The organism is Methanosarcina sp. WH1, assembly GCF_000970005.1.
Lineage (GTDB): Archaea > Halobacteriota > Methanosarcinia > Methanosarcinales > Methanosarcinaceae > Methanosarcina.
Map to the genome: position 1 here is coordinate 1226805 of NZ_CP009504.1, position 25693 is coordinate 1252497.

17 protein-coding genes and 2 pseudogenes are annotated in these 25693 nt (G+C 40.2%); 8 read left to right on the forward strand and 11 right to left on the reverse strand.

Features of this window, described 5'->3' with window-relative positions:
• Positions 1–275: 275 nt before the first annotated feature.
• Positions 276–740: a hypothetical protein gene (locus MSWH1_RS05545; RefSeq protein ID WP_048126805.1), complete on the reverse strand. Its 465-nt coding sequence runs from the start codon at positions 738–740 to the stop codon at positions 276–278.
• A 375-nt stretch (positions 741–1115) separates the two neighbouring features.
• Here MSWH1_RS05545 and MSWH1_RS17950 point away from each other — a divergent pair, with 375 nt between their 5' ends.
• Positions 1116–1325, forward strand: a complete 210-nt coding sequence (locus MSWH1_RS17950) for a zinc ribbon domain-containing protein (RefSeq protein WP_082088038.1) — start codon at positions 1116–1118, stop codon at positions 1323–1325.
• 523 nt (positions 1326–1848) lie between these two features.
• Here MSWH1_RS17950 and MSWH1_RS05555 read toward each other — a convergent pair.
• Positions 1849–2619 (reverse strand): tetratricopeptide repeat protein, encoded by a 771-nt coding sequence (locus MSWH1_RS05555; protein ID WP_048126809.1) that lies wholly within the window; start codon positions 2617–2619, stop codon positions 1849–1851.
• A 300-nt stretch (positions 2620–2919) separates the two neighbouring features.
• Between MSWH1_RS05555 and MSWH1_RS05560 the strand changes: the two genes are divergently transcribed.
• Positions 2920–3273, forward strand: a complete 354-nt coding sequence (locus MSWH1_RS05560; protein WP_231585603.1) for a hypothetical protein — start codon at positions 2920–2922, stop codon at positions 3271–3273.
• Positions 3274–3374: 101 nt separating this feature from the next.
• Here MSWH1_RS05560 and MSWH1_RS05565 read toward each other — a convergent pair whose 3' ends face one another.
• Entirely contained in the window at positions 3375–4139 is a 765-nt protein-coding gene (locus tag MSWH1_RS05565) for a tetratricopeptide repeat protein (RefSeq protein WP_048126812.1), read from the reverse strand.
• Between the two features lie 450 nt (positions 4140–4589).
• Here MSWH1_RS05565 and lonB point away from each other — a divergent pair, with 450 nt between their 5' ends.
• The 3 genes from lonB to MSWH1_RS05580 are packed head-to-tail and all read left to right on the forward strand — an operon-like array spanning position 4590 to position 9321.
• Positions 4590–6665: an ATP-dependent protease LonB gene (gene lonB, locus MSWH1_RS05570; protein ID WP_048126814.1), complete on the forward strand. Its 2076-nt coding sequence runs from the start codon at positions 4590–4592 to the stop codon at positions 6663–6665.
• Positions 6666–6667: 2 nt separating this feature from the next.
• Positions 6668–8008: a TldD/PmbA family protein gene (locus MSWH1_RS05575; protein WP_231585604.1), complete on the forward strand. Its 1341-nt coding sequence runs from the start codon at positions 6668–6670 to the stop codon at positions 8006–8008.
• Positions 8009–8010: 2 nt separating this feature from the next.
• Positions 8011–9321 (forward strand): TldD/PmbA family protein, encoded by a 1311-nt coding sequence (locus MSWH1_RS05580; RefSeq protein ID WP_048126817.1) that lies wholly within the window; start codon positions 8011–8013, stop codon positions 9319–9321.
• A gap of 526 nt (positions 9322–9847) precedes the next feature.
• On the opposite strand, the gene MSWH1_RS05585 is transcribed toward MSWH1_RS05580, so the two are convergent.
• From MSWH1_RS05585 to tnpA, 4 genes are all read right to left on the reverse strand, one after another.
• Positions 9848–10297, reverse strand: coding sequence for a universal stress protein (locus MSWH1_RS05585; RefSeq protein WP_048126819.1), 450 nt, complete (start codon positions 10295–10297; stop codon positions 9848–9850).
• 1400 nt (positions 10298–11697) lie between these two features.
• Complete coding sequence (locus MSWH1_RS05590) at positions 11698–14436, reverse strand: DEAD/DEAH box helicase (protein ID WP_048126820.1); 2739 nt, start codon at positions 14434–14436, stop codon at positions 11698–11700.
• Between the two features lie 378 nt (positions 14437–14814).
• The gene (locus MSWH1_RS05595) at positions 14815–15132 is read right to left on the reverse strand and encodes a LemA family protein (RefSeq protein ID WP_231591904.1); all 318 of its coding nucleotides are present in this window, start codon (positions 15130–15132) and stop codon (positions 14815–14817) included.
• 212 nt (positions 15133–15344) lie between these two features.
• Positions 15345–15749, reverse strand: a complete 405-nt coding sequence (gene tnpA, locus MSWH1_RS05600) for an IS200/IS605 family transposase (protein WP_156148078.1) — start codon at positions 15747–15749, stop codon at positions 15345–15347.
• A 37-nt stretch (positions 15750–15786) separates the two neighbouring features.
• Here tnpA and tnpB point away from each other — a divergent pair.
• A pseudogene (gene tnpB, locus MSWH1_RS05605) lies at positions 15787–16900 on the forward strand (IS200/IS605 family element RNA-guided endonuclease TnpB).
• A gap of 238 nt (positions 16901–17138) precedes the next feature.
• A complete protein-coding gene (locus MSWH1_RS05610) occupies positions 17139–17828 on the forward strand; it encodes an HAD family hydrolase (protein ID WP_231585606.1) in 690 nt (229 codons plus the stop codon).
• Between the two features lie 106 nt (positions 17829–17934).
• Here MSWH1_RS05610 and MSWH1_RS05615 read toward each other — a convergent pair whose 3' ends face one another.
• Positions 17935–18177, reverse strand: coding sequence for a hypothetical protein (locus MSWH1_RS05615; RefSeq protein WP_048126822.1), 243 nt, complete (start codon positions 18175–18177; stop codon positions 17935–17937).
• Between the two features lie 1242 nt (positions 18178–19419).
• Positions 19420–20517, reverse strand: a complete 1098-nt coding sequence (locus MSWH1_RS05620; protein WP_231591905.1) for a hypothetical protein — start codon at positions 20515–20517, stop codon at positions 19420–19422.
• Between the two features lie 1595 nt (positions 20518–22112).
• On the opposite strand from MSWH1_RS05620, the pseudogene MSWH1_RS17955 reads away from it, so the two are divergent.
• Positions 22113–23269, forward strand: a pseudogene (locus tag MSWH1_RS17955) (IS630 family transposase).
• Positions 23270–23334: 65 nt separating this feature from the next.
• Here the strand turns inward: MSWH1_RS17955 and MSWH1_RS05635 are convergent.
• Complete coding sequence (locus tag MSWH1_RS05635; RefSeq protein WP_156148080.1) at positions 23335–24342, reverse strand: hypothetical protein; 1008 nt, start codon at positions 24340–24342, stop codon at positions 23335–23337.
• Positions 24343–25145: 803 nt separating this feature from the next.
• The gene (locus MSWH1_RS05645; protein ID WP_048126831.1) at positions 25146–25478 is read right to left on the reverse strand and encodes a hypothetical protein; all 333 of its coding nucleotides are present in this window, start codon (positions 25476–25478) and stop codon (positions 25146–25148) included.
• Positions 25479–25693: the final 215 nt, after the last annotated feature.

Genomic DNA, 25693 nt, shown 5'->3' on the forward strand with positions numbered 1-25693 from the left:
ACCTTTATGTATTATTTATTAGTATGTTTTGTCTTATTGGGTTAATTGCTTGCAATGAATGGAAGACCGTTGAAATGAAATTAAGTTAAGAATAGAACGCTGAGAATGAATAACAGAAGCAGGAGCGGGCTATAAATTATGCAGAGAAGCCGATGAAAGCATTCAGAGAAACAATCAAGAAAACATTTAAAAGTTTAAGATTAAACTTTTTAGCTATCATTGAAAACTAAAGTATTGGAGTATCTTTAGCTTGTTCCATATTTTACGGATCCTTTTTACGAATCCTCATAAAAAATGTCTAAAGTGCTTTTAGCGTGCTCAATATTCTTCCTTTTACCGTCGGGATAAACAAGGGTAAGCACATCTGGCTGCATTCCTAACTCTCTTGAGTCATGGAGGTAATCTTCATCTTTTTGTCTGGAAATATCATTTACATGAATCAAAGCACTGTTTATCCCTATTCTCTGGATCTCTATGTTGTCAAAATCAAAAAAGATCTCCTCTATTTTAGGCTCAAGATGCTTACTCCCGAACAGGAACATGTAAACCTGGGCGAAGGGACTGAGATTATATTGTATCTGGACATCAGCATCCATCTTATTAAATTCGATCACCATGCTGTCAATATGGATATATTTCCCTTCCCTGAACTGCTCCGTATTAACTCCTGGCGATACTTTTGCAGCCATTAAAGCAGCCGAGATGATCAGGGCGATTGTAATTATAGCTTTTATTTTCATGTGTCTAACGCTGTATAGGTATTCTTTTCTAATATATTTATTTCCTGAAAAGATTTGCTCCCTTAAGGAAAAAGTCCGGTTGATCTTCCGTATGTCCAGTTAAGCTTTTCATCTGAATGTATAATTTCCAATAATCATCCCCTCCAATGATCATCCCATTCAATAATCCGTCCTTTTATTTTTGCATCTTTTTTGTTTTTCCAGATATGGTCTTATCCTAAAATTATCCTAAAATCTTTTTTTCTATCTCTTCGGCACAACCCTGTTTTTTTTTCTTTTCTATCCCATTTCTGCAATAATATTAAATAGTGCAAGAATGAAGCTATTCCATCCTTCAGACTTCAGACTACTGAAATACATAGTGAGGCCAAAAAAATGAGCAAAAATATCAATTTCGTCTGCCCTAAATGCGGGAACACCACTTATGATCTCGGCGAGATCCGCACAACCGGCGGCTTCATCAGCAAAGTCCTCGATGTCCAGAACAAAAAATTCACCCACGTCACCTGTAAGCGCTGCAAATACACCGAATTATATCAGGCCGACAGCAGCATGCTCGGGAACATTTTCGATCTTTTCACATAATAGAAGCATAAGCGAATCGGGAATTTTCAGCGCCCGAGTCCCGTCTCGGGAGGACGGTGTCCTTTTCGCTGCGCTCAAGAGGACTGAATTACTTATAAATTGACCCATACAACCATATTCGCCACATCGGGCCGTTCTTGTCACGCTCGACGCAGGAGAGCGGCTTTTGAATAAAAAGTCTTCAAAAAGTGGTTTATGTTAATATTTTACTTTCCCAATAATAATGATTTTTCCAGCTCATCTTCCCTATGCTAAGGAATGGTAAAAATATAACTTCTAAATTTCAGTTTGGGAATTGAACTCTAGTTCCATTTCCCCCAATAAACATTCTTGGCAACAAAACCCTTGATATTATATCTGTATTGTTCCTAAATCGATTCTTTCTGTCAAATTTCGTTTTCTTCAAATAAATGGGTGTGCTTTGTTAATTCTCATAGGTTACTGAGTTCTAAACGGGTGAAGTGAATCTAAAAACTGTTATTTTTTTGTGGGGCTGGATAATTCCGATTGCAGAAGCTATATTTCATAGCGCTTTGAGCCTTTTCCGCGTGAGGCTGATTTCTTCCCTGAGCTTTTCATTCCCAGGGTCTTTTTTGCTCAGTTTTTTCAGGATTTCAAGCGCTTTTTCGAAGTTTTCTTTTGCCTCTGCTTTTTGCCCTTTTTCTGAAAAGAGAGTTCCAAGGTTGTTGAGGGTCATTGCTTTGTCTGAGAGGTATTCCGGGTTTTTCGGGAAATTTTTGAGGAGGGGAGCGTAGGTTTTGAGGGCTTCTTCGTATTTTTCTTTTGCTTCTTCGGGCTGACCCATTGTGAAAAGCAGTTCTCCGAGGTTGTTCTGGGTGTTTCCGGCGTACATCCTATAGAATTCGTTTTCGGGGTGGAAATCGAGTTGTTTCCGGGAGATTTCGAGGCCAATTTCATAGCACTGCCGGGAAGAGGAGAAGTTGCCTGCTCTCTGGAATATGTTTCCGAGGTTTCCGAGGTTGTTGAGGTTCATGTGGAGGGTATCAATGTATAGTTTGTTTGCCGGTTCTTCTGAGAGGAGTTTTACGCAGGTTTTTAAGGAGAAGGTGTAGGTCTCCTTTGCTTCTTCAAGCCTGCCAAGGGACTGAAGTAGCTGCCCTCTTACTTTTAAGGTATGGAACAGGATAGCTTCGTCTTTTGCTTCATGTGCGGCTTTTTCGGCTTTTCTGAGGGATTCAAGGGCTTCATCGGGCTTGCCTTTCTGCATCAGGTCCAGGGTTTCGTTGAAGCTTTTTACTGCATCTTCTCTTAATTTCTCGGGAGTTTCGGGCATGGTAAAAAAACGGGGTTGTAATGTTTTATAGCTTATGCTTTTTCTTTTCCTGCCCTGCCTTTTCTTTTCCTGCCTTTTTCTTCCAACTCCTTTATCTATTATTAAAAGCTTAATTATAGATGCTCAGTGTCCCATATCTTTCTTTAACTCACGCTTTTTGAGTATTTGCTGCTTATCAGTATCAAATGAAGAATATTTCGGATAGGGGGAACCAGCCTGGAAAGAGGATCAGAGCAGAAAAAAGAGGACGAATTTCAGGGGAAGGGTAGAAGTAAAACTCCCAAAAGCAAGTACGAAAATATGTACCGGATACTCGTGGGTATCTTCCTTGCAGCTGTCTTTTTCTACACCCTTTACATAGGCCAGCTTCTCTGGGGTATCGTTATCGACATCCTGATCCTGAGGCTTTATTTCCTCATGAAGCAGGAACACCGTTATTTCGTTGAGTGTGACCTCAATGAAGAGGAAGCCGGAACCCCTCACGACCCAACGATGAAGCGGAAGGTCCGGCTGGCAAACATCCTGCTCACTTTATTTGCGCTTGGGATTGTCGTCTACGCATATTTTACTTTGCAGTTTATCTGGGGGATTGTAGTTGGGCTGATGATCCTTCTCTATGTTCACATGCTGTTGTTTTCTGAGAAAAACCTGTAATAAACCTGTAATAAACCTGTAATAAACCTGTAATAAACCTGTAATAAACCTGTAATAAACCTGTAATAAACCTGTAATAAACCTGTAATATAATTTAACCTTCAAAGCCCTTCCAGCCTTTCCTTTGTAAGGGTGATGGCTTCTTTGATTTTTTCGTTTTCAGGCTGCTGAGTTAACAGGTTTTCCTGCATTTCGAGGGCTTTTTCCAGGGTCTGTTTTGCAGTTCCGCTTTCTTCGGGTCCCTGCTGTTTGAGGCAACTTCCTAATTGGCTGAGCGCGACTGAAAGTTCTGCCTGATAACCAAGGTTGTCAGGTTTCTCTTTAAATAGCTTTTCGTAGGTTTCGACTGCTTCTTTAAGGATTTCACGGGCTATATCCAGGGAACCGGATTCTGTGAGGAGGGAGCCGTAGTTATTCAGGTTTTCTCCGGCATAAGAGCGGAAAACGACATTTTCCGGGTTTTTTGTGATGAGGTCCGAATATATCTTGCGGGCGAGGGCATAGGATTCGGCAGCCTTGTCCTTTTCTCCTTTCTTCTTGAGGAGGTTTCCCGTATTGCTAAGGGTTGTGCCCATGTAATGCTGGTAATCGGCATTTTCAGGGTTTGCTTCCAGGAGTTCGGAACCTACTTCAAGGGCTCTTTCATAGGTTTCAAGGGCCTGGTCATACTCTTTTGCCGAGTAGAGGATTCCTCCGCGAGTAAAAAGAATATAGTAAAGAGCATCTGTGGATTTCGCCTGCCTTGCAGACTTTTCGGCTTTATCCAGTGTTTCGAGGGCTTTATCCAGTTTGCCTTTCTTGATCTGGGTTACAGCACTGTGAATCTGCTTCAGGAGGAGAAGATTTTTTACCTTGCTTCTGGACATAAGAGAAAAGTCACCTTTGTTTTTTTAAATAGCTGTCGATATCGGTTTACAGGCACTGAATGAATTCTTAGCACAAAGTTCCTGTGAGGAAGATATTTAACTATATATAGGAGATGTAGCATAGGTATGTAAAAAATATCTTAAATATCTCGTGATTAATTCAGTAATTGATTTTCTGATCAAGTTTTCGACTCAAATATCCAGCCAGCAAATAGTATATAATAAAAGGTTTCTATATACTGTATATGTGGTGGCAGGTTAATTTTATATACAGCAAGTTTATTTAATTAGCCAAAGCATGGATGGGGTTACAATAACTTAAGGAGTCTGTTATTGTGGCAGCCATTTTTTCCATTCTCACATTAAATTTGTTATTTTTTCAAAAGCGTCAAGTATATAATCTCGATCAGATAACGTCTATCTAATAACGTTCTAATATGTGAGCTAACCATGGAGTATAATAATAATCAGAACATAGACGGGTCTTCGGAGAATATGAACAGACAAGCTCATGAAGTGAGTGAAGCTGTTTCTACATTAGACATGTCTACGGCCGACCAGGTGGAAAATGAGCCTACTCAGGTCATGGCCGAGTCTGAGTTAAGTGATGAAATAGATGAAGAAGATGAAGATGCCATCGGCTTCCAGTTTGAAGACACTTCTAATATAGAGGTCCCAAAACTCCTTATTGATCAGGTATTGGGGCAGGAACATGCAGTAGAAGTCGTCAGGAAAGCCGCCAGCCAGAGACGGCACATCATGATGATAGGCACTCCCGGAACAGGAAAGTCCCTGCTTGCAAAAGCAATGGCAGAACTTCTTCCTAAAGAAGAGCTCAAGGATATCCTTGTATATCCTAACCTGGAGGACCTTAACAACCCCAAGATAAGGGAAGTTCCCGCCGGGAAGGGTCGAGAAATTGTTATGGCTCACAAGATGGAGGCAAGAAAGAAAGCCCAGGCACGGAACATGCTTATGATGCTCTTTGTTGTGGGTATTATCGTCTATTCTTACTTCGTCGCCCAGCTGCTCTGGGGTATCATTGCAGGCATTATGATTCTCATGTTAACCCGCCAGTTCCTTCCCAAAGAGGAAATGATGATTCCGAAAATGGCGGTTTCAAATTATGACAAGGACCACGCACCCTACATTGATGCAACCGGAGCCCACGCAGGAGCTCTGCTAGGGGATGTCAGGCACGACCCCTTCCAGTCCGGAGGGCTTGAAACCCCTGCACACGACAGAGTAGAAGCCGGAGACATTCACAAAGCCCACAAAGGGGTGCTTTTCATTGACGAAATCAATACTCTCAGGCTTGAGTCCCAGCAGAGTCTCTTGACTGCTCTTCAGGAAAAGGAATACCCTATTACCGGACAGTCTGAAAGGAGTTCGGGAGCTCTTGTTAAAACCGAGCCCGTACCCTGTGACTTCATTATGGTCTCTGCAGGGAACCTGGATGCAGTACAGAAAATGCACCCTGCACTAAGGTCAAGGATAAAAGGCTACGGGTACGAGGTCTACATGAGAGATTCCATGGAAGACAGTCCCGAAAACCGGAAAAAGCTGGTCCGCTTCGTTGCCCAGGAAGTCGTCAGGGACGGACACATCCCTCATTTTGACGAAGGTGCAGTAGAAGATATCATCAGAGAAGCCAGAAGGCGCGCCGGCAGGAAAGGCCACCTTACCCTGAAGCTCCGTGACCTCGGCGGGCTTGTGCGTGTTGCAGGAGATATTGCCCACTCCGAAGGGGCTCCAATCACAACTTCCGAGCATGTACTTGCGGCAAAGAGGATTGCAAGGTCTATTGAACAGCAGCTTGCAGACAGCTACCTTGAACAGCGCAAGGACTACGAGTCTTTCCTCAGGAAAGGTTCTGCTGTGGGCAGAGTCAACGGGCTTGCAGTTATGGGTGGAGATTCAGGAATTGTGCTTCCCATTGTATCCGAAGTCACCCCTGCCCTTTCCGGGGCCGAAGGGCGAATTATTGCAACAGGCAAGCTCAAGACCATTGCAAAAGAAGCGGTGCAGAATGTATCCGCAGTGATCAAGAACATGACCGGCACAGACATTTCCCGCCACGATGTCCACATCCAGTTTGTAGGGACATATGAAGGTGTAGAAGGGGACAGTGCATCGGTTTCCATAGCAACCGCCGTAGTCTCTGCTATTGAAAGGATCCCTGTGGACCAGACTGTCGCAATGACGGGTTCTCTTTCTGTCAGGGGAGATGTCCTGCCTGTTGGTGGGGTCACTTACAAGATAGAAGCAGCTGCTCGGGCGGGTATGAAGAAAGTCATTATACCTAAAGCCAACGAGGCAGATGTTCTTGTCGAAAAAGCATACAGGGATAAGATCCAGATCATTCCTGTTTCCTCTATTGCAGAAGTAATGGAACACAGCCTTGTGGGCCCGAAAAAGAACACAATTATCGAAAAACTCAAGAATATTACAAAACTAAGTTTCGATATCCCGGAAGTATCACCCGCTTCCGTACAGGTTATTAATCTCTTTGGGTGCAGGAACTGATCATGAAAGGCATTATGCAGGACATAAAATTTTATGACTGCAGGGTGATAGAAGGCAGTTCCACTTCTGTCATCCTGGATAACGGAAAGATAGAAGAAATGTCTCGAAACTTCACAAGGGGGGCCGGAGTAAGGGCTCTCTGCGGAGGTTCCTGGGGCTATACGGCTGTTGAAGGGGAAATCGACCTTAAAAAAGGGGTCGATGTTGCCTCAAAACTTTCTTTTTCTATGAATGCGAGCACCCCTAAAGAAGAAGTCGAACTTGCAGCCATAAATTCGCCAGGTGTAAAAGACCTTCCTGAAATCAGGATCGACCCGAGAGACATTGCAATTGAAGAAAAGGTAGACCTTTTGAAGAGTATTGAAGAACATGCAAAGATTGCAGGAGTTCACAGTACAAAGGTAATGTATCTTGAGTCAGAATTTAAAATCCAGTACCGGAGTTCCGAAGGTCTGGAATGTGAATATGAACTTTTGAATGTTGGTTTTGCAGTCTCCGCCGTTGCTTCTGAAAACGGTGTATACCAGGCAGGTAGAGAAAGCCGTTTCGGATACGGTTATGAGCTTTTTGAGAATGAAAACGTCCTCGAGCTTGCCGAAAATGCAGGAAAGACCGCAATTCAGCTCTTGAAGGCTAAAACTCCTAAAGGCGGAGAAATGCCTGTAGTGCTTGACCAGGAGCTGGCGGGAGTATTTGCCCATGAAGCTGTAGGGCATGCTTCGGAAGCCGACCTTGTGCTTGAAGGAGATTCCATTCTTGAAAACAGGATCGGAGAACAGATAGCATCCCCGCTTATTACGATCATCGATGACCCCACTCTGCACGAATTCGGGTATTATCCTTTTGATGCTGAAGGTTCCGAATCAAAAAGGACCGAAATAATCAGGAACGGAGTTTTTAATTCTTATCTCCACTCCCGGGAAACCGCAGCCAAACTCGGGGGAACTCCCGGAAACTGCAGGGCCCAGGGCTATTCCATGCCTGTTGTCAGAATGAGCAATACCTTCATTGACAACGGTGATTCTAAATTTGAAGAGATGCTGGAGGAAGTCCGGAACGGCATGTACCTTGTGGGGTCAAGAGGCGGGCAGGTAAACACCGGAGAAGGCATATTCCAGTTTAATGCCGAAAAAGGATACCTTATAAAGAACGGAGAACTTTCCGGGCTCTTAAGGGATGTCTCCCTTTCAGGGAATACTCTTGAGATCCTGAACCATGTAACCCATGTGGGTAATGACCTGAAAATGACTGCCGGAAGATGTGGAAAAGCCGGGCAGCTTGTACCTGTGTCCGACGGTTCTCCTCATGTTGCAATCTCAAAAGCCCTTGTAGGAGGTGCCTGAAAGTGTACGAGCTTGCAAGAAAAGCCCTGAAAATGGCAGAAGAAGTAGGGGCTGAAGAAGCTGAAATTTATTACGCTGCAAACCATTCAACGGGTATCAATTTCAAAAAGGACGCACTTGAGAACGCTAAAGACCGTTTCTCGGAAGGTCTGGGAATCCGTGCCATTGTAAACGGCGCAGTGGGTTTTGCCAGCACCAATTCTGCACGAGAACTCGAGAACGCCGTAAAGATTGCGGTTGCAGAAGCCAGGGTTAGAGAAAATGATCCTGACTGGATAGCCCTCCCTTCCAACGGGAAATACCCTCAGGTCTCAGGCATCTTCGATAAAAAGGTTGAGGCTCTTGAACTCGAAGAATGCATTGGCTATGCCGTAGAACTCGTTAAAGGGACAAAAGAGATTCCAGGAACGCTCCCGACTTCAGGGGGCTTTACCCGTTCAAAGAGCAGGCGTTTTATCCTGAACACAAACGGAATCGAAATTGAAGAAGAATCCTCAGGAGTTTCCGGTTTTGTTGATGTGATAACCATTGACGGGGAAACCTCTACAGCCTATGACTTTGCTGTTTCCCGTTCTCTTGACATTGACTTCTTTGCTCTCGGGAAAAATGCTTCCGACCTTGCCCTGAAATCCAGGGGAGGAATAAAAATAGAGCAGCAGAAAACCGATGTTATTTTTCATCCATTTGCCTTTTCTGACATCCTCGAAGAAGCCTTTGCTCCTTCTATTGATGCGGACAATGTGCAGAAAGGAAGGTCAGGCCTGATAGATAAAATCGGGGAAGAAATAGCGGTCCCTGAACTGTGCATTTATGACGACGGGCTGGTTGAAGCAGGCATAGATACCTCGGCTTCGGACGATGAAGGTGTTCCTTCACAGCATACCACAGTTATTGAAAACGGTGTGCTTGAAACCTATCTCTATGATAGCTATACCGCAGGAAAAGCCGGTGTGAAAAGCACAGGAAACGGCTCAAGGTCCTCCTATACAAGCCCTCCTTCAGTAGGGCTCAGGAATTTCGTCATCGACTACCCGCAGGAAGATGTTATTGCAAATACTACCTCCGGAGTTTTCGTAAACACGATTATAGGTGCCCATACTGCAAACTCAATCTCCGGGGATTTTTCCGTAGAAGCCAGAAATGCCTTCACAATCAAGGACGGAGTCCTGGATAAGCCTGTAAAATCCCTTATGATTTCGGGTAATGTTTTCGAACTCCTGAAGAACATCACAGGAGCAGGCTTTGACGTCAGGAAAGTCGGAGGTATAATCACACCTTCAATTCGGGTTTCCGGCATGAGTGTAATAGGATAACAGTTTATACTGAAATCCGCTGCTAAGTTTTTTGACCTCAAAGGCTCTATTGTTAAGAACTTTCCCCTGGGATAAGTTCCTGAGGTCAACTTCTTTTTTTTGAAAATTTGATTCGTATTCTTTTTATTCGTGTTCTATGTATTCGGGTCAATTTCTGGTTAATTTCTGGTTAATTTCTGGTTAATTTCTGGTTAATTTCTGGTTAATTTCTGGTTAATTTCTGGTTAATTTCTGGTTAATTTCTGGTTAATTTCTGGTTAATTTCTGGTTAATTTCTGGTTAATTTCTGGTTAATTTCTGGTCAACTTTTTTCCATTTGTTTCAATTGCCTGGGTTCTATAGAGAAATTTTAGAAAACGCCTTTTCATTACTCGTGAAATATCTAGCCTGAACCCGGAAGCCATTTTTGAATCCAAAATAAATATATTACCTTCGCCAGCTTTTCAGGTGGCTCGTCGAAAAAAGAGAACGATTTAAAAAAGATTTGAGTAAATATGAAAAGGGCATTTTTCACGTCTACTTCACTTTATTCTTGGACTTCCCCTCTGACCACGAGTACAGGTGTCTTTGAATGCCTCACCACGTTTTCAGCTACACTCCCGAGCAGGAATCTGTCGAGTCCGGTTTTCCCGAGTGTTCCTATCACAATCATTTCAATGTCGTTCTGTTCCGCAAATTCTACTATTTTATCTGCGGGGTGTCCTACCAGAAGTACAGATTCCACCTCGACTCCTGTAGATTTTGCGGCATCTTCCACAAAAAGCGTAGCTGACTTTCCTTCATTCCTGAAGTGCTCCATTGCAGCCTTTTCCCAGCCAAAGTCCCTGGCAGAATAGGTCGTCGGGACTACCACATATACAGCGTAAAGTTTAGCTCCGCTGAGCCTGGAAATTTCAATCGCCGTATCAACCGCTTTTTTAGCGAGTTGCGAACCGTCGGTTGCAACCATTATTTTTTTATAAGTTTCTTCTCTCATACCAAATCCCTCTTTTTTATTCTCCTATCAATTATTTTCCTCGTGTCCTGTGATCGGCTCTAGCTTTCTGAAGCATTATCTGGCACATATCTCTTATTATAGGTGCATGTGTGCATGTAAGTGTATACTTGCTCCACATTATATGCTATATTAATTTATACTATTCCAATTATTATATATCTCTTATCCATATAATCTTTAGTGACTTATTCCATCTTCTTATATTAGACTTAAAATACGTTTTATTAAATATCTTTAGCAGATATTTTTACCCGTTTAGTTTCCACCCCTGAATGTTTTATTCTTTGACCGGAAATGCCGTTCCTCTGCTTTATAGTCTAATTTCCCTTTTAACATGCCATATCAGGAAAGAATATATTAAATTATAGTGCTTTTTTCTGGATTATGATACAAAAAGGTATTGTCCGTTTTGTGCACCAAAATGCATATATATCAGATCTTCCTCTGTTGTTCCTTGTGAACGGGTTAAGCTCAAAATCAAAGATTATTGCTCATAATCAAATCCAACATATTTTAACCTCCTCCTAAAATCCCCGTTCACTGATTTGCTTTATATATCTTTATTAAGTGAATACAAGTAAACTTTAGTTCAATTTTGTCTATTTCTCTTTTCTTTGAATCACTCTTCATATCTTTTTTAAATATCACCCTATAAAAATATCTTTCTCATGAAATACTTCCCTGTTATGGGCAACCTTTCTTGTCTTGGAAAATTCATATTTCAGTTACCATTTAAATGTAAAATAACTTCTCACCCTGCTGTACTTTCCTTTAAAAAAAATAATATTATATAATACCGCTAAAATAAGGATTATTTACTCTTAAATTTTAACTTTTTGGGTTTTACAATTTGACATTTCTGGTGTGAACTACCCCACCCTGCTTTATGATGAAAGCGAGGACGGAGCTTCCTTCGAGTAATTACGTCACTTCTTGCTTCCTTTTTTACAATGATCTTTTCTGGATTTGATTGTATCTATTTTTGTATTCCAGTATTGATCTGAACGTGGTGTTTTAACTTCAATGAATTTTCCTTGAGTGTTTACTGCTGTTACTATTTTTCGTGATTCCTAAGTCTATTGCTTGATACAAATCGTTATCAACATACTCTATTATAGGATTTTCTTCATATGTTATTGATACAAAGAAATTTCCTTTACCATCTATAGGGACAGGATAGTTTGGACGGATTGGCGTAATGAATATAGAGTGGATGTTTTTCCCGAAGAATCAATGTAATATCAAAAACCAGTGAAAAAGTCAGGGTTAAGAGATAAATTGGAGACAATTGACCAAATCTGACAAAGCAAAGCTTTCTGTTAAAACAAATCCCTTAGCCCTGTTGGTAGATTGAGAACCATTTTCAGGCCTGTGATCTTTCAGTTCATTTTCCTGATAATTAGTTTTTTCACAGCCTTTTTTCCATTCTCTTCGGAAAAGGCTTCGTTTCCTTTATCTTCGGAAATCTCAACCCAAACCCTGAAGTGGTGATCACTGCCTGCTTCGAGATCTCTTATGCAGATTTCAAGGGGTTTCTCCTTTGCAGGCTCCTTTTGCCCTGTGTATTTCTGTCGAATAAGTTTTACTGCAGCCTTTTCTGGGGAAATGGACGAGACGACTCCAATCATTCCTCCGTTCTCGTACGTGACAATGAAGGTCTTTTCCTTTTCCTTCTGCCCTGCTGAAGCTTCCTGTTTTATGGTTTCGCGCCTGAGCTGCCTTCGGACTCTGTCAAGGGCATCTCCAGAATCCTGTTTTTGTGGGTTCTGTCTCAGGGCTCTGGCTTCAGAAAGGTGCTTTTCTTTTTTCTCGGGTGGGATGTAGGGGGCTTTTCCCAGGAGTTCGTGTAGGAGCATGATTGCCGCATGCTTGTCAAGGGGTTCGTTATTGTTCCCGCATTTGGGAGACTGGATACAGCCAGGACAACCGCTTTCGCAGGGGCAACTCTCAATGGCTTTTAAGGTTCCTTCTAGGACCTCTTCGATCAGATCATACCCTTTTTCAGCATATCCCACTCCTCCCCTGTGCCCATCATAGATGAAAATCCCGCTTTTGCCCCCAAAGTCGGGATGGGAGGGAGTTGAAACTCCCCCTACATCGCTCCGGTCCACAAGCAGGTGCAGAGGGTACATGGAAATCATCGCATGCTCAACCGCATGAATCCCGCCCGCAAAGTCAAGTTTATGCATTTCGATAAGTTCTTGCAGCCGGTTTGGGAGCTTAAGCCAGAGGGCAACTGTCTGAAGGATTACTGGAGGCATTTCAAGGTCATGGGTACTCATAGTCTCGTCACTGTGGGTCCGGATTTTCCTGTACCCTACAATAGTGTCCGTTACCTCCACGTCCCCAAGCCCTACCTCCACCTCGGGAGCGTGCTCGAGGGGCTTTACCGCAAAGGTCTCCTGCACCAGGACCGAGGAATCTATCATGGGTTTTGTATAATAGCCGTCGTGTGTCTTTATGGCATGGATCTCCTTTTTCTCGTGGTCGATCCTGTTTATGTAGAAGGGTACTCCTCTGTGCATGTAGACCGCCCCTGGATGGCATTCCCGGAAAGCCAGATTTTCCTCTATGTCTTTTTCGAGAGGAAAACTCTTTTCCCCTTCAAAAGTGAGAAGTGAGTAAGTATTATTATCTATCCCCCGGAGAGAGACGTGTTTATAAGGGAAAGGGTCAGTGGTATACTTCAGGTCGCTGCCTGCAAGCAGCCCCTCGGCTTCCAGAAGCTCAACAACTCTTGAATACCCTTTGCCGAAGTACTTTTCATCGGCTGTCCTGAGAGGGATTTCCTTTGCTGCGCAGAGCAGGTGCCCTGCAAGGATATAGGGGTTTTTGGGGTTGAGCACTGCATTTTCGCTGCTTCTTGCAAAAAAATCGTTCGGGTTTCTCATATAATACTGGTCAAGGGCATTCGTACCGGCTACCATAAGGACAAGACTTTCGTTTCCACTCCTGCCAGCCCTGCCCGCCTGCTGCCTGGAGCTCATGACCGTGCCGGGATAGCCGTCAAGAATACAGGCATCAAGCCCTCCTATATTGATCCCGAGTTCGAGGGCATTTGTAGAAATGACACCCCTGAGTTCTCCTGAATTCATTTTCTTTTCGATCTCTTCCCTCTCCCTGTCAAAATAGCCGCTCCTGTAAGAACAGATAGCAGAAGCGAGACCTCGCTCCCTCAAAAGTTCCCTGCAGCTCTTATACATGCGTTCCACCCCCTGCCTGGATCGCGTAAATGCAAGAGTCTGGAGTCCCGCCTGGACTGCTCGTGTAAAAAGGGTTGAGGTTTCGGAAAAACTGCTCCTCCGGAGTGTGCACCCCCTTCCATTCAGGTAAAGAGGAGGGTTCCAGAACACAAATTTCTGGGGACCGTGTGAAGAGCCGTTGTTCTCAATCACTTTTGCCTCCCTCCCCAGCAGGGTTTCGGTATGCTCTTTCGGGTTTCCTATGGTTGCCGAACAGCAGATAAACTGTGGGGAAGCTCCATAATATTCCGCAACCCTGAGAAGCCTTCTGAGCACGTTTGCCATATTGCTCCCTATGACTCCCCTGTAGTAATGGCTCTCGTCAACAACAATGAATTTGAGGTTCGAGAAAAAGCGTCTCCAGAGATGGTGCCAGGCAAGGAAGCTCATGTTCACCATTTCAGGGTTTGTGAAAACAATATTTGTCTGACCTTCCCTGATTTCCCTTTTCTGGGTTGCAGTCAGGGCACCGGTATAACGGGCTATGCCTGCCCCGGAATTCAGTGCCCCCTCAAATTCCAGAAAGGCTTTCAACTGGTCGTTTACCAGGGCGTTTAAAGGAGAAATGTAAAGGGCAGTAGCTTCAGGGTCCTTCATGATAGTTTCAAAAATAGGAACCATGTACGTAAGGGACTTTCCGCTTGCTGTGCTTGTACAGAGTACTATGTCTTTTCTTTTCCTTATCTTTTCGATCGCCTCAGCCTGATGAGAGTATAATGATTCAATTCCGATGCCTGCAAGAGCAGCTTTTACCTTCGATTCCAGCTCAAGAGGTGCATAAAGGGCATCCATTGCCGGGATTTCCTCTATATGGACTATCTGGTTTTCATAGCGGCTGGAAGCTTTTATTTCATTCAGCAGGCGGGAAATATCCATTTTTAGCGCTCCGTTTTATTTTATTCATAAACCTTAAGCAGGAAACCCGTTAAATCTTCAGATTTAGCGGGTAGTTGACTCTTTTTTTCCAGGTGTGGATGAAGCTTACGCTTTATTCTGGCCGGGTTCCGCAGACTCAAAGGGAATGACGAAGAACAGAAGAGGTGAAAGTTCACATTCAGCTTGTTCCGGAATAATATTAATCTATTGACTGCTTACTACCCGAGCTTTTAAAATTAATCTTTCTTCATTATCCAAACTTTTGAGTAAGAAACTAAAAGATAGAAATTCAGAGAAACTGAGCAGAAACAAACGAAAAACAGTATTTAAAAGCTGATAATTAGTAATTGGTTCAGTAACCTGAACCGGTGTAAGTTGTTAGAACTCAACCTTCGGGACTTCTCTTTCAGCCTGTGTGGCTTCAAACAAATCTTTTTTCTCGAATCCCGTTAGAGATGCAACAATATTCTTAGGAATTGTCTGAATACTGATATTATATTTCATAACGGTATCATTATAAAATTGTCTTGAGTAGGTGATTTTGTTTTCGGTCTCCATGAGGTCTTTCTGGAGCTGCATAAAGTTCTGGTTGGCTTTAAGGTCGGGATAGTTTTCTGCAACTGCGAAAAGGGATTTCAGAGTGGAGAAGAGGTAATTGGATGCCTCCGCAGTTTCATTTACCGTATTTGCAGACATTACTGCAGCCCTGGCTTTCATAATATTTTAAAAAAGAGTTTTCTCGTGGGGTGTATACCCTTTCACGGTTTCTATCAGGTTGGGATAAGGTCATAACGCCTTTTAAGCTGGACTTCGATCTGGGTCCAGGCATTTTCCACCCTGTTTCGCTGCTTTATATGAAGAAGCGTAAAACCCCTGAGTCTTTAGCTCAGGGGATATAAGCGTCAACTTCAACCCTGATTCCGTATGTAGTATTCTGCCGCCTCTTTACTAACATTTCCGATAGTAGACGCAAAATAACCATCACTCCATAACGTATTCTCACCCCAATAATACTTTTTCAGATATTCTTTTTGAGTTTTCCATAACCTGTTAGTATATTCTTGTTTCAATTTTCTGACAATTGACAAAACGCTAACTTTCGGCTCACTCTTGATCAAGAAATGAATATGGTCTTTGTCAGTTTCCATTTCAAGGATTTCAAAGTTAGACTCTTTTGAAATGTCACTCATAATCTGTTTGAGTTCTTCGCTAATTGGTTCAAGTATGACTTTTAGGTATTTGCAAACAAAAATAACATGATACATTAACAAAAATTTGCTATAATTCCGTGTTTCATACTTCGTATTTACCAAAAAGTATGTATGTTGTTAAAGCATATTATGCCTTTGTATGATGCAAGCGTTCAAATTTAGACTCTATCCTACAACTACACAAGCTATTCAATTGAATCAGCATATAGGTAGCTGCAGATTTGTCTATAATTGGGCACTTGACCAGAAAATTAAAACTTATGAGCAGACGGGGGAATCAATTTCCAGATTTGACTTAAACAAATTAATTCCTACTCTAAAGGCTTCTAATGAGTGGTTAGGAGAAGTTAACTCTCAATCATTACAGGGGATGACTAAGCAGGTTGAATCCGCTTTCACTAGATTCTTTAGAGAGAAAACAGGGTTTCCAAAGTTCAAATCAAAAAAGAATCCGATACAGTTTTTCCCTGTACCTCAACACTACACTGTAAACTTTGAAAATAATACTATCAAGCTTCCTAAAATAGAACCCAATTAAAGCAGTTCTTCACAGGAAGTTTGAAGGAGAGCCTAAAACGGCTACGGTATCAAGGACATGTAAAGGACATTACTACATCAGTATCCTTGTTGAAGATGGAAAAGAACTTCCAGTAAAGGAAGCTTTCACAGAATCAACAACAGTAGGAATTGATGTAGGTATCAAAGACTTTGCTGTCCTTTCAACAGGAGAAAAGGTTGAGAATCCAAAGTACTTGAAAAACTCTCTTAAAAGGCTCAAAGTATTACAGAAAAGAGTCTCAAGGAAACAGAAAGGCTCTAAGAACAGGGCAAAAGCTAAACGAAGACTTGCTGTACTCCATGACAAAATAACAAATCAGAGAAATGACTTCCAGAACAAACTCTCTTTTAGACTTGTTAGCGAAAACCAAGCTGTAGCTCTGGAAACTCTAAATGTTAAAGGCATGGTTAAGAATCATCACTTAGCACAGGCTATAAGTGATTCTGCGTGGAGTAGTTTTGTAATAAAGTTGGAATATAAGGCTCAATGGTTTGGAAAAACCGTCCTGAGAATAGGACAATTTGAACCCTCTTCTAAGCTATGTAGTGTGTGTGGATACCACAATAAAGAGCTTCAGCTAAAAGACAGAGAATGGATTTGTCCAGACTGTAAAACCAAACACGATAGAGACATTAATGCCGCTATCAATATCAAAAAATTCGCTCTCATAGATCAGAATCTAATTGGATTATGACACCGTAGGGACTACGGGGATGAGCTTGGGGACTTGCCCTCAATAGAGGGAGGAATGAACCAAGAAACCACTCAGTCTTTAGCTGAGTGGTAGTTCACAAGATCTTTATAAATTATAACGAAGAACAAACCCAGAACTATTAGCAATATTATCAGAATTTCGACTGTCAAGACCAAAACATGGCTATTAAGGCTGAAAGTTACTTTTGGCATTCTGCTTCATCTGACGGAAAGTTTTTTTGGGCAAAGGTGATGATTTAACAACAGGAATGGAAAATATGATTGACAATAAATATAATACCATTATTTTTGATTTTGATTACACATTGGCGGATGCAACTAATGGTATTGTATCAAGTTTTAATTACGCTTTTAACAGGTTAGATATTAAAGGATATGATCGCGAAAGCATAAAAAAGACCGTCGGATTACCGCTGAATGAAGCGTTCATGCAACTGACAAACAAGAAAAACGAAGCCTTAATAAGTCGTTTTAAGGATTCATTCAGAGAAAAGGCCGATGAAGTAATGTCAAAAAATACTGTGCTTTTTGATGACACGATAAGTACATTACAGAGATTAAAGCAGAATGGGTTCAATACAGGAATCGTAACGACAAAATATCATTATAGGATAGTTGAATCTTTAAGCATTCATAATATTTCAAATTTGATAGATGTTATTGTCGGAGGAGAGGATGTAAGGGTCCCAAAGCCGTCTCCTGAAGGGTTATTACTTGCAATTGACAGCCTTAACAAACAACTAAATAATGTGCTATATATTGGAGACAGTCTGGTAGATGCTAAAACGGCCCTGGCGGCAAATGTTGATTTTGCGGCAGTGACCACTGGAACAACAAGCGCAAACGATTTTTCACAATATCCATGTACAAAGATATTAAAGAATTTGTCAGAGATCTTCAAGGACTAGGTCCGGTTCAACTATATTCTGGGGATGTATCAACCGGGCGGCTTCACAAAGAAATTAAAATGAGTAATAAATGGCCATTTTCATGGCCAGAGCTATTGATTGGGAATTACAACAACTCAGAAATTCTGTCTGCGTTCTGAAGCCCTAATAGTACTGCACCCACGCCACGTTCTGACAGGCGTACAAATCCCTTTGAAACACTTTTGTCCACAAGTTTAGCGCGATATAATTCATCGATTGCATTTTTATCTAGCTTTGATTCTTTTTCCCACCCTTCGTTTATACCAAGAATTCCCATTTCATATAGATGCTTAAGTATTTCGCTTTCCATCGATTCTAATATATACATATTTATTAACTCCCCATTTCATAAACCTTCAACAGGAAACCCGTTATATCTTTGAATTTAGCGGGTAGTTGACATTTGCCTTGAACGTGGAAGCTTCAATCTGAGCAAATTTTGGAGGTTTTTTAATATCTTCTGGGAGCATCAAAATTTACCATTAATTCCGTTAACCATTGACTGCAATCAATCTAAAACCCAGAAAATAAGAAAAAGACTTTAATTTTTCTTTCCGCTTTTATTTGTTAGATTTTTTTCCAAATTCTTATCGATTATCAATCCACGCCCAACTATTAAACTTTTTTGAAATATTTTGGCTTTTTGGCTTTTAATTCGCTTTTTTTTATTATTTGAGGTTTTACCAAAAACTGTAAAAATGCTTTAAAATCTAAAAAATACATTTAAAAAGATTGAGGAAAGCCCGAAAGAGCTATGTTCCTTCCCCTTGCCCCCCGGTGCACAGGAACCAGCATCTTCCAGGCAATTCTTATTCACATACCTTACCGATTATTCCTATCGGTTATTCCTCACTCTTTTGATCTATTAACTCCCTTACCCTACATTACAATGTACAATTATCCATTTTGTTATTTTAAATTAATTCTACAAAAAATAGTTTATTAACAAAAGTTACTGCCACATAAAAAATTATAATATGGAACAACAAATTAATATTAATGACGTTTTTTATTATTTTTCTGGAATCTTCACCTACTATTTTGCTTCATATAATACAAAGTACCTTTAGAAAACCCCAACTCTTTCTAATCAGAATCAAAAATACTCAGGATATTTTGCCTGATTTCATGGGAATCAACCCTTTGACTCCAGATTCAGGGCTAAAATCCGGTTTTCTCTTTTGACCGCAAATTGCATCTCAAGTTCTTTCTTTTCATGCGCCACACTCCGCTTGAACCCGCCTGCGTACAGTAACTAAAAATAAAATCATTAACCGTGCCGGGAGTCCCGAAGACGACCCCCGAATATCAATAAGGTAGCCGGAAATAACAAAAAATACGCACACGCCAATGATCTCTGATTTAGCTGATCCATAACTCAGAATTACACCTCTATATTCCAAATTTGGAGCGGAGGCGCGAAGATACCCCATTGCTTGCGGGGGTGCACCAGTGCAAATTTGATTTTTCAGGTTCGGTGTTTAATCTGGAGTTCTCCTGATTTCTCCTTCTTGTCTTACCAGGGTCATACTTGAAGCAATGCTTTACGAGAGTGTATTACCGGTACAAACTATAAAGCTCCATGCTTTAGCTTTTGAGAGAATGTCAAATTATGTACCGAGGCTTCTGCTAAGTCAGTTTCTCCCCGGAAATCATATTTTGTATTGCCTTTAACGAAACCACGGATGAGTCCCGTTTCTGGAGAATACTCGATAAATGAATTGTCTTCCTGGACAGTGCCGATGATTGTAATGTCATCAGAAGTGGAGGTCAGATTATACCGGCCTACCTTTTCATCAGAGACCGTCAGCAATCGGACTTGTTCCTGGGTATCTTCGGTAATCCCGTCACTATTCAGAAAGGTGACGTATTCCTGGGTCACGTTGTATGACATGTTAGTTTTCGCCCACTTAGCCACGTCCTCTGTCAGGGGCAAGGATGAGATTCTGCCATCAGCATAGAGAACATAGGAAATGGTTATATTACGCGTGCTTTCGTTGAGATTGCCCAGGATGAGGTTGTTTTTCTCACAGAGCATAACAATCTCGACTGTACCGTCCTCGGCAACCGTGTCGATGTATCCGGCAAACGATGTAGATGTTGTTTTCCCATGTGGGGTGATTTTTCCAGAAAACACGTTTCCTTCCTGGCTGTCTATCAGGTAAACACTGTTCTGGGCAGTTGTCCACGTCCCGGTGAGATCATAGACCTCCGTTCTGTCATCGGAAATCGTCTTTCCGTTACGAACTGCAAGAGCCGTCTGGACAGTGATAACCCCACCTGAATTGGCAATAGTCTCCGTTGAAAAAACGTCATCTGACTTGATAATTCCGCTTCGGAACAATCTGGTATTCCCGTCATTTCCATAGCTGAAGAAATGCTTACCGTGTTTATCGTCAATAGCAAAGAACAAAGGAGAGTCGGAGCTATCCTCCATGATCGTAAACAGCCGATCATACTGAGTGACGGTGTAAACTTTCCCAGAGTTGTCTGCGGCAAATCCGCCGGACGCAGAATCGTAGGTGATACCTGATACGGTTGTAAAAGCGCCGTTGATATTATATGGTACTTGCTTTAACCCGATATCTGTCGCCGGGTGTCCAGGACTGACAGAACACGCGATGGCTGTTCCTGCAATTAGAAAAAGAATTATTAGGGGAAGACTCAACGCAATTGCTGCCCTGTGAATTGCTTTCATTTCTCATTCCTCGTTATTTTTTCCATTGCATTTACAGGAATTTAATGATTTTAAATGTTGGTGTGTTAAACTGTTTATTGACTTTATAAAGTATATTTTGCTAATCAAAAATAGATAAGAGCTTATTCTAGTGCTCTCTATGAGGCGTTTAAGGAAAGGGTAAAGCAAATATATTGAAAATTTTATTTCAGGACTAAAATGTGGAGAGCTTGTTCATGCCACGGGAAAAAGTAAAAAGGAAGCTAATTTCAATCTATTGTGGAGGATTTGCGTGAGGTGTAGGAGATTTATCAGAGGCTTTTCCTTATGTCGCAGCTTGTGAAGGGAAGAGATTAGAATCCCATCCCTCGCACTAAATTTAGGGGATATAGGTAACTCGAATTTTTTGTACGCATTTGTGTAAGGAATTTGCACAACCGCTAAATTTTCAAAAATTGCCTTAACAAAAAATAACCACATTTATATTAACTTGTTGTATAAAAACGTCGGATTTTTATAAACACCTATAGTATTTCTACACGATAGGAGTTTTAAAAAACTGTTCCATCTAAAATGGCTGTTAATTTTACTTAAAATAGAAAATTCTAATTCCTAATCTTTTTAATAAACTCGGTTCCAAAATATAGTTATTCTTGCATTTCTTGATTGAAAAATTTGAATTCTCAAGAAGAAATCAGTCTCGAATCAAAATTAACATTCGATATCTAAGGACTTCAACCCTAATGCATTATTACAAGGATTGTAATCGGTTAAAAGTTTAATGATTTTTAATTTTACGTTCATCGCTAGAATCTGCACTAAGAGCCTATCCGAAAAGTCAGTAATGCATGTTGAAAAGTCACATAGATCTATAATATCAGAGCATCCATTCCGGTTTTGAATATTGAATATTTAAAAGTTATAGTAGGTAGCTACTTTTCGGATAAGCTCTGTCGAAGTTACAAGAAAACAAATTTATAGTATTGTGTAGAAATATATAGACGGTCAAAAATCAACTCAAGATTCAGAAAAGTGAGGTATTCAAGATGATCATTGGGGTCTCAGAAATACTGTTTATGCTTACTCTGCTGTTGTTTCTTATATTTATAATATTGTTCTTGAAAATAATTTGTAAATCAAAAAAGAATTGACGGTGATCCAATCCCAAAATTTAAAACTTACCTCTTTGGCCTGTCCTTTAAGCAATTAACTAGTGTCTGGGCAGCTTAATTATGCTACTCTTTAGTTATAAAAACGATAACTAAAGAGATGCCTCCATATACATTGTGTTTCAGATTCAATTTGCCATGACACTAGTGCTTCGATTCCAAAGTGAATTCCTTATCTATTAAGAAAATCCATGGTCATTGAATAGATCTAAACCTCAAGTTTTATGAGCCTACTTCGGAATCACAGTACTAGTGCTTCGATTCCAAAGTAAATTCGTTATTCAATGGGAAAATCCATGATCATTGGACAGATTAAAACATCAGGTTTTATGAACCTACTTCGGAATCACAATACTAGTGCTTCGATTCTGAATTATATGCATAAATCATTATATTAGTAAGACTATAAATGTACTTATGCCTCGCATAAGTCTTCGTCCCAAATTATCATTTACTCAACAAGAGTTAGACTATCTGACCAAGTTAAGTCGTTCTAGAAATCAAACTGCAAGCATTGTTGAAAGATCCAAGATTGTACTTTTGAGCTATCAGGGAAAAAACGATACTGAGATCTCCAGAGATTTGAAAGTAGATTACAAAACTGTGAGAGAATGGATAAAAAGAGTTTTGGATCTTGGAGTTAAAGAAGGCTTGGTAGATAAATCAAGAAGTGGAAGACCTCAAGATATTAGTGCTGAATCACGAGCTTGGGTAGTCTCACTTGCTTGTATGAAACCAAAAGATCTTGGTTATCCTCATGAAATATGGACTCAGAGGCTCCTTGTTGAATATATCAGGGAGAATTGTATCAAAGAGAAACATCCTGATTTATCGAAGATAAATCAGGGGACAATTTCAAAGATTCTCAATGCAAGCAAAATAAAACCACATAAGATTAGCTGTTACATTGCTAAAGTTGATCCCGATTTTGATCAAAAAGCAGCCAATGTCCTGAATACATATAGAGAGGCTAAAAGACTAAATGAAAAAAAAGAAAAAAAGAAGAAATTAAAACTGTGATTATTTCTTACGATGAAAAACCAGGTATTCAGGCAATCGGAAATGCTTATCCAGATCTTATGCCAGTAGAAGGGCATTATTCTACAATAGCAAGAGATTATGAGTATAAAAGATATGGGACTCTTTCACTATTAGCTGGAATTGACTTGATATCTGGGATAATTTATTATAAAGTATTTGAACAGCATAGAAGCTGCGAATTCGTTGAATATCTCAAAGGACTTGAGTCAACATACTTAGAAGAAAAAATCATAATTATACTGGATAATCTAAAAATTCATACATCAGAAGAAACTCGGGAATACCTGGCGACGGTTCCTGATAAATTTGAATTTGTTTTCACACCCAAACATGCTTCGTGGCTGAATATCATCGAAAGTTTTTTCAGTAAAATGGTGAGGAGCGTGTTGAGAGGAATAAGAGTAGACTCAATGAATGAATTAAAAGAAAGAATTAGTCAATATATAAACCAGATTAACGAAAAGCAAGTTCTATTTACGTGGAGATATAAAATGGAAGAAATGGATGAAATGCCTGGTGGAATCACAGTCTAAAATGGTGTTAATTAGGAATCAATGCACTAGTTATTCTCGTAAGAATTACACTTAAAATTGAAAAATTAGTAAATCACCTTTCCTTGATGCCATGTTACTCGAGGGGTCCCGCCAATTGCAGGGAATCCAAAGTCAGCGCCAGAAGCAGGTGAAAAAGGAACAAGAGAACTTCCTTTTGTGTGAGCTTCCAGAGCGAAGCAATATAATACAGCATCATAGTCCAAATACGTTGAGCAACTTGCACTGGCGTCATAAGGGCCACCAGTGGCCGTAAGGCCAGTTAAGCTGACTGCATCTTCATCTTCACTAATCTTAACCCATTGGACCTCTTGTGGTCCCACCCATATAAGTTCCCACAGAACAAAGTCTATAGAACAATCGTCAGGATAGAGGCAACCTCCACACCAATCGAAATCAACACCTACGATTGCATTACCTGTGTCTGGAGCAAAAAAATATGTGAACATGTATCCGTCTGCATAATATGAGCCTACAGCTTCACTTCGAGCTGCAATCTTCATATATTCATCGGGGTCAGATGAAGTTGCTTCATGTAATGTAGCCACATTATAACCAACTCCCCATCCATCACTATCAGAATCCATATAAGATACATCTGGATACGTATAGATAGTATTGGTAGTACTTAACAGGTTGATAGTATTGGTAGTACTTGAAAAATTTATGGGGCTTGTATTTTCAGAAAGCGAATTTGTGTCATTAAGGATCTCATAAGGTATTGGAGGTCTTTTATTGCGTAATAAAAATGCATGTTCTCTCTCAACAATCTCTTTTTTCAATTTAATTTGATTATATCGTGGATCATCTGTAATAGACGTTATCGTTTTATTAGCAGCCTCTTGAGTGATTCTCCCATTCTCAACATCATCTTTGAGTTTATTGATTTCCGCTATCATGTCCTGTAACTGAATATTATATTCAGTATCGTTGAACTTACTATTATCACGTAACAAAATTTCTTGATCTCTCTCATCAATTTGCTTTTTCAACTTAACTTGACTATATCGTGGATCATCTATTAGCAGTCTCCTGAGTAATTCTCCCTTGCTCAACTTCGTCATAGAGTTTATTGATTTCCACTATCATATCCCGCAACTGCATGTTATATTCGGTATCATTGAACTGGTCCTCCAAATCCAATGATTCTGCCATACACGTGGGAGTCATTAGCAAACCAAATATCACAAATACAAACAAAATGTATCCCCAAATATTCGAAATACTAATTCTATTAATCTTAATCACCTCAATTTTTCTTGATAAGATAGTGACTCTAAAATTCTGAAAGAATAAGTCTCCTAAACAAAAATTTACAGAGTCGTTTAAAGAATTGCCGTCCTTACATAAGCAAGTTTCTCCTTTGTTAAGAATCTCTGGATAATAATATTCATATTATTATTTAAAAATTCATATTGGTAAACTAAAAATCATATTTTATTATTAATATTCGTAATGAAACTAATTATTTCGGAAGGTTTACAATTCTATTGGGAAAATCAATTTTTTGGACTCAAATGCAAAAGAACTTCAAAATAATACATGTTTGAAGTGAAAGACAAGAGACAGCATCAAGAGAAATTTTATTGAAAAACACTCTAAAAGAGATATTCATTTTATACCTAAATATAATCACTATTGATGCCGTTTTACTATTTTACTGTAAATATTACATTTTACCGGTAAAATTTACAGTTTCTCTTGATGCTGTTTTACTATTTTACTGTAAATTTTACAATTTCTTTTGACACCGGTTTACAATTTTACTGTAAAATTTACAATTTCTCTTGATACCGTTTTACTCTTTTACCTGTGAAATTTACATTTTTTACATTTTACAGTAAAAGTATACACATTTTTACTTTTGACCTGAAACCAAAGATTCCCACTTACTCACCCTTTCCAGTACATGAGCATTAAGACTAAACGGTTTATCTGACTTGGCATTTTGTTTCATATAATGCAAAGTACCTTTAGAAAACCCCAACTGTTTCCAATCAACATAAGAAATATTGAGAATCTTTTGCCTTATGTCATAAGGATCAATTCTCTCAATTTCATATTCAGGCTTAATGAAATCCAGTTTTTCCTTTTTGCTTGTAAGGTAATGAGCTAATTTTATTACCTTAAGAAAGATAAAATAACCCCAGGTGCTTTCTTTTCCCTGGTAATTTACTTTTTTATTCAGCATATTGGAAAACTCATTAACAATCTTCCTGGCTCCTGCAGGCTTTAGATAAAATCGCCTGTAACAATGGCTGAAGAAGAATATGTTTTGGACAACTCTTTCGACCTGGAAATCATATACAACCCCGTTTGCTCCTATCGAAAACGTTTTTTCTGGAAAAGCAGTGGACGAATTTTCTTTGAGCTTTAAATGACTCCAAATCCCAAAAGAATGATTAT

Coding starts and splice junctions, on each gene's coding strand:
- MSWH1_RS05545 (WP_048126805.1), bottom strand. CDS start 740: ATGAAAATAAAAGCTATAATTACAATCGCCCTGATCATCTCGGCTGCT.
- MSWH1_RS17950 (WP_082088038.1), top strand. CDS start 1,116: ATGAGCAAAAATATCAATTTCGTCTGCCCTAAATGCGGGAACACCACT.
- MSWH1_RS05555 (WP_048126809.1), bottom strand. CDS start 2,619: ATGCCCGAAACTCCCGAGAAATTAAGAGAAGATGCAGTAAAAAGCTTC.
- MSWH1_RS05560 (WP_231585603.1), top strand. CDS start 2,920: ATGTACCGGATACTCGTGGGTATCTTCCTTGCAGCTGTCTTTTTCTAC.
- MSWH1_RS05565 (WP_048126812.1), bottom strand. CDS start 4,139: ATGTCCAGAAGCAAGGTAAAAAATCTTCTCCTCCTGAAGCAGATTCAC.
- lonB (WP_048126814.1), top strand. CDS start 4,590: ATGGAGTATAATAATAATCAGAACATAGACGGGTCTTCGGAGAATATG.
- MSWH1_RS05575 (WP_231585604.1), top strand. CDS start 6,668: ATGAAAGGCATTATGCAGGACATAAAATTTTATGACTGCAGGGTGATA.
- MSWH1_RS05585 (WP_048126819.1), bottom strand. CDS start 10,297: ATGAGAGAAGAAACTTATAAAAAAATAATGGTTGCAACCGACGGTTCG.
- MSWH1_RS05590 (WP_048126820.1), bottom strand. CDS start 14,436: ATGGATATTTCCCGCCTGCTGAATGAAATAAAAGCTTCCAGCCGCTAT.
- MSWH1_RS05595 (WP_231591904.1), bottom strand. CDS start 15,132: ATGTCTGCAAATACGGTAAATGAAACTGCGGAGGCATCCAATTACCTC.
- MSWH1_RS05615 (WP_048126822.1), bottom strand. CDS start 18,177: ATGTATATATTAGAATCGATGGAAAGCGAAATACTTAAGCATCTATAT.
- MSWH1_RS05645 (WP_048126831.1), bottom strand. CDS start 25,478: ATGCTGAATAAAAAAGTAAATTACCAGGGAAAAGAAAGCACCTGGGGT.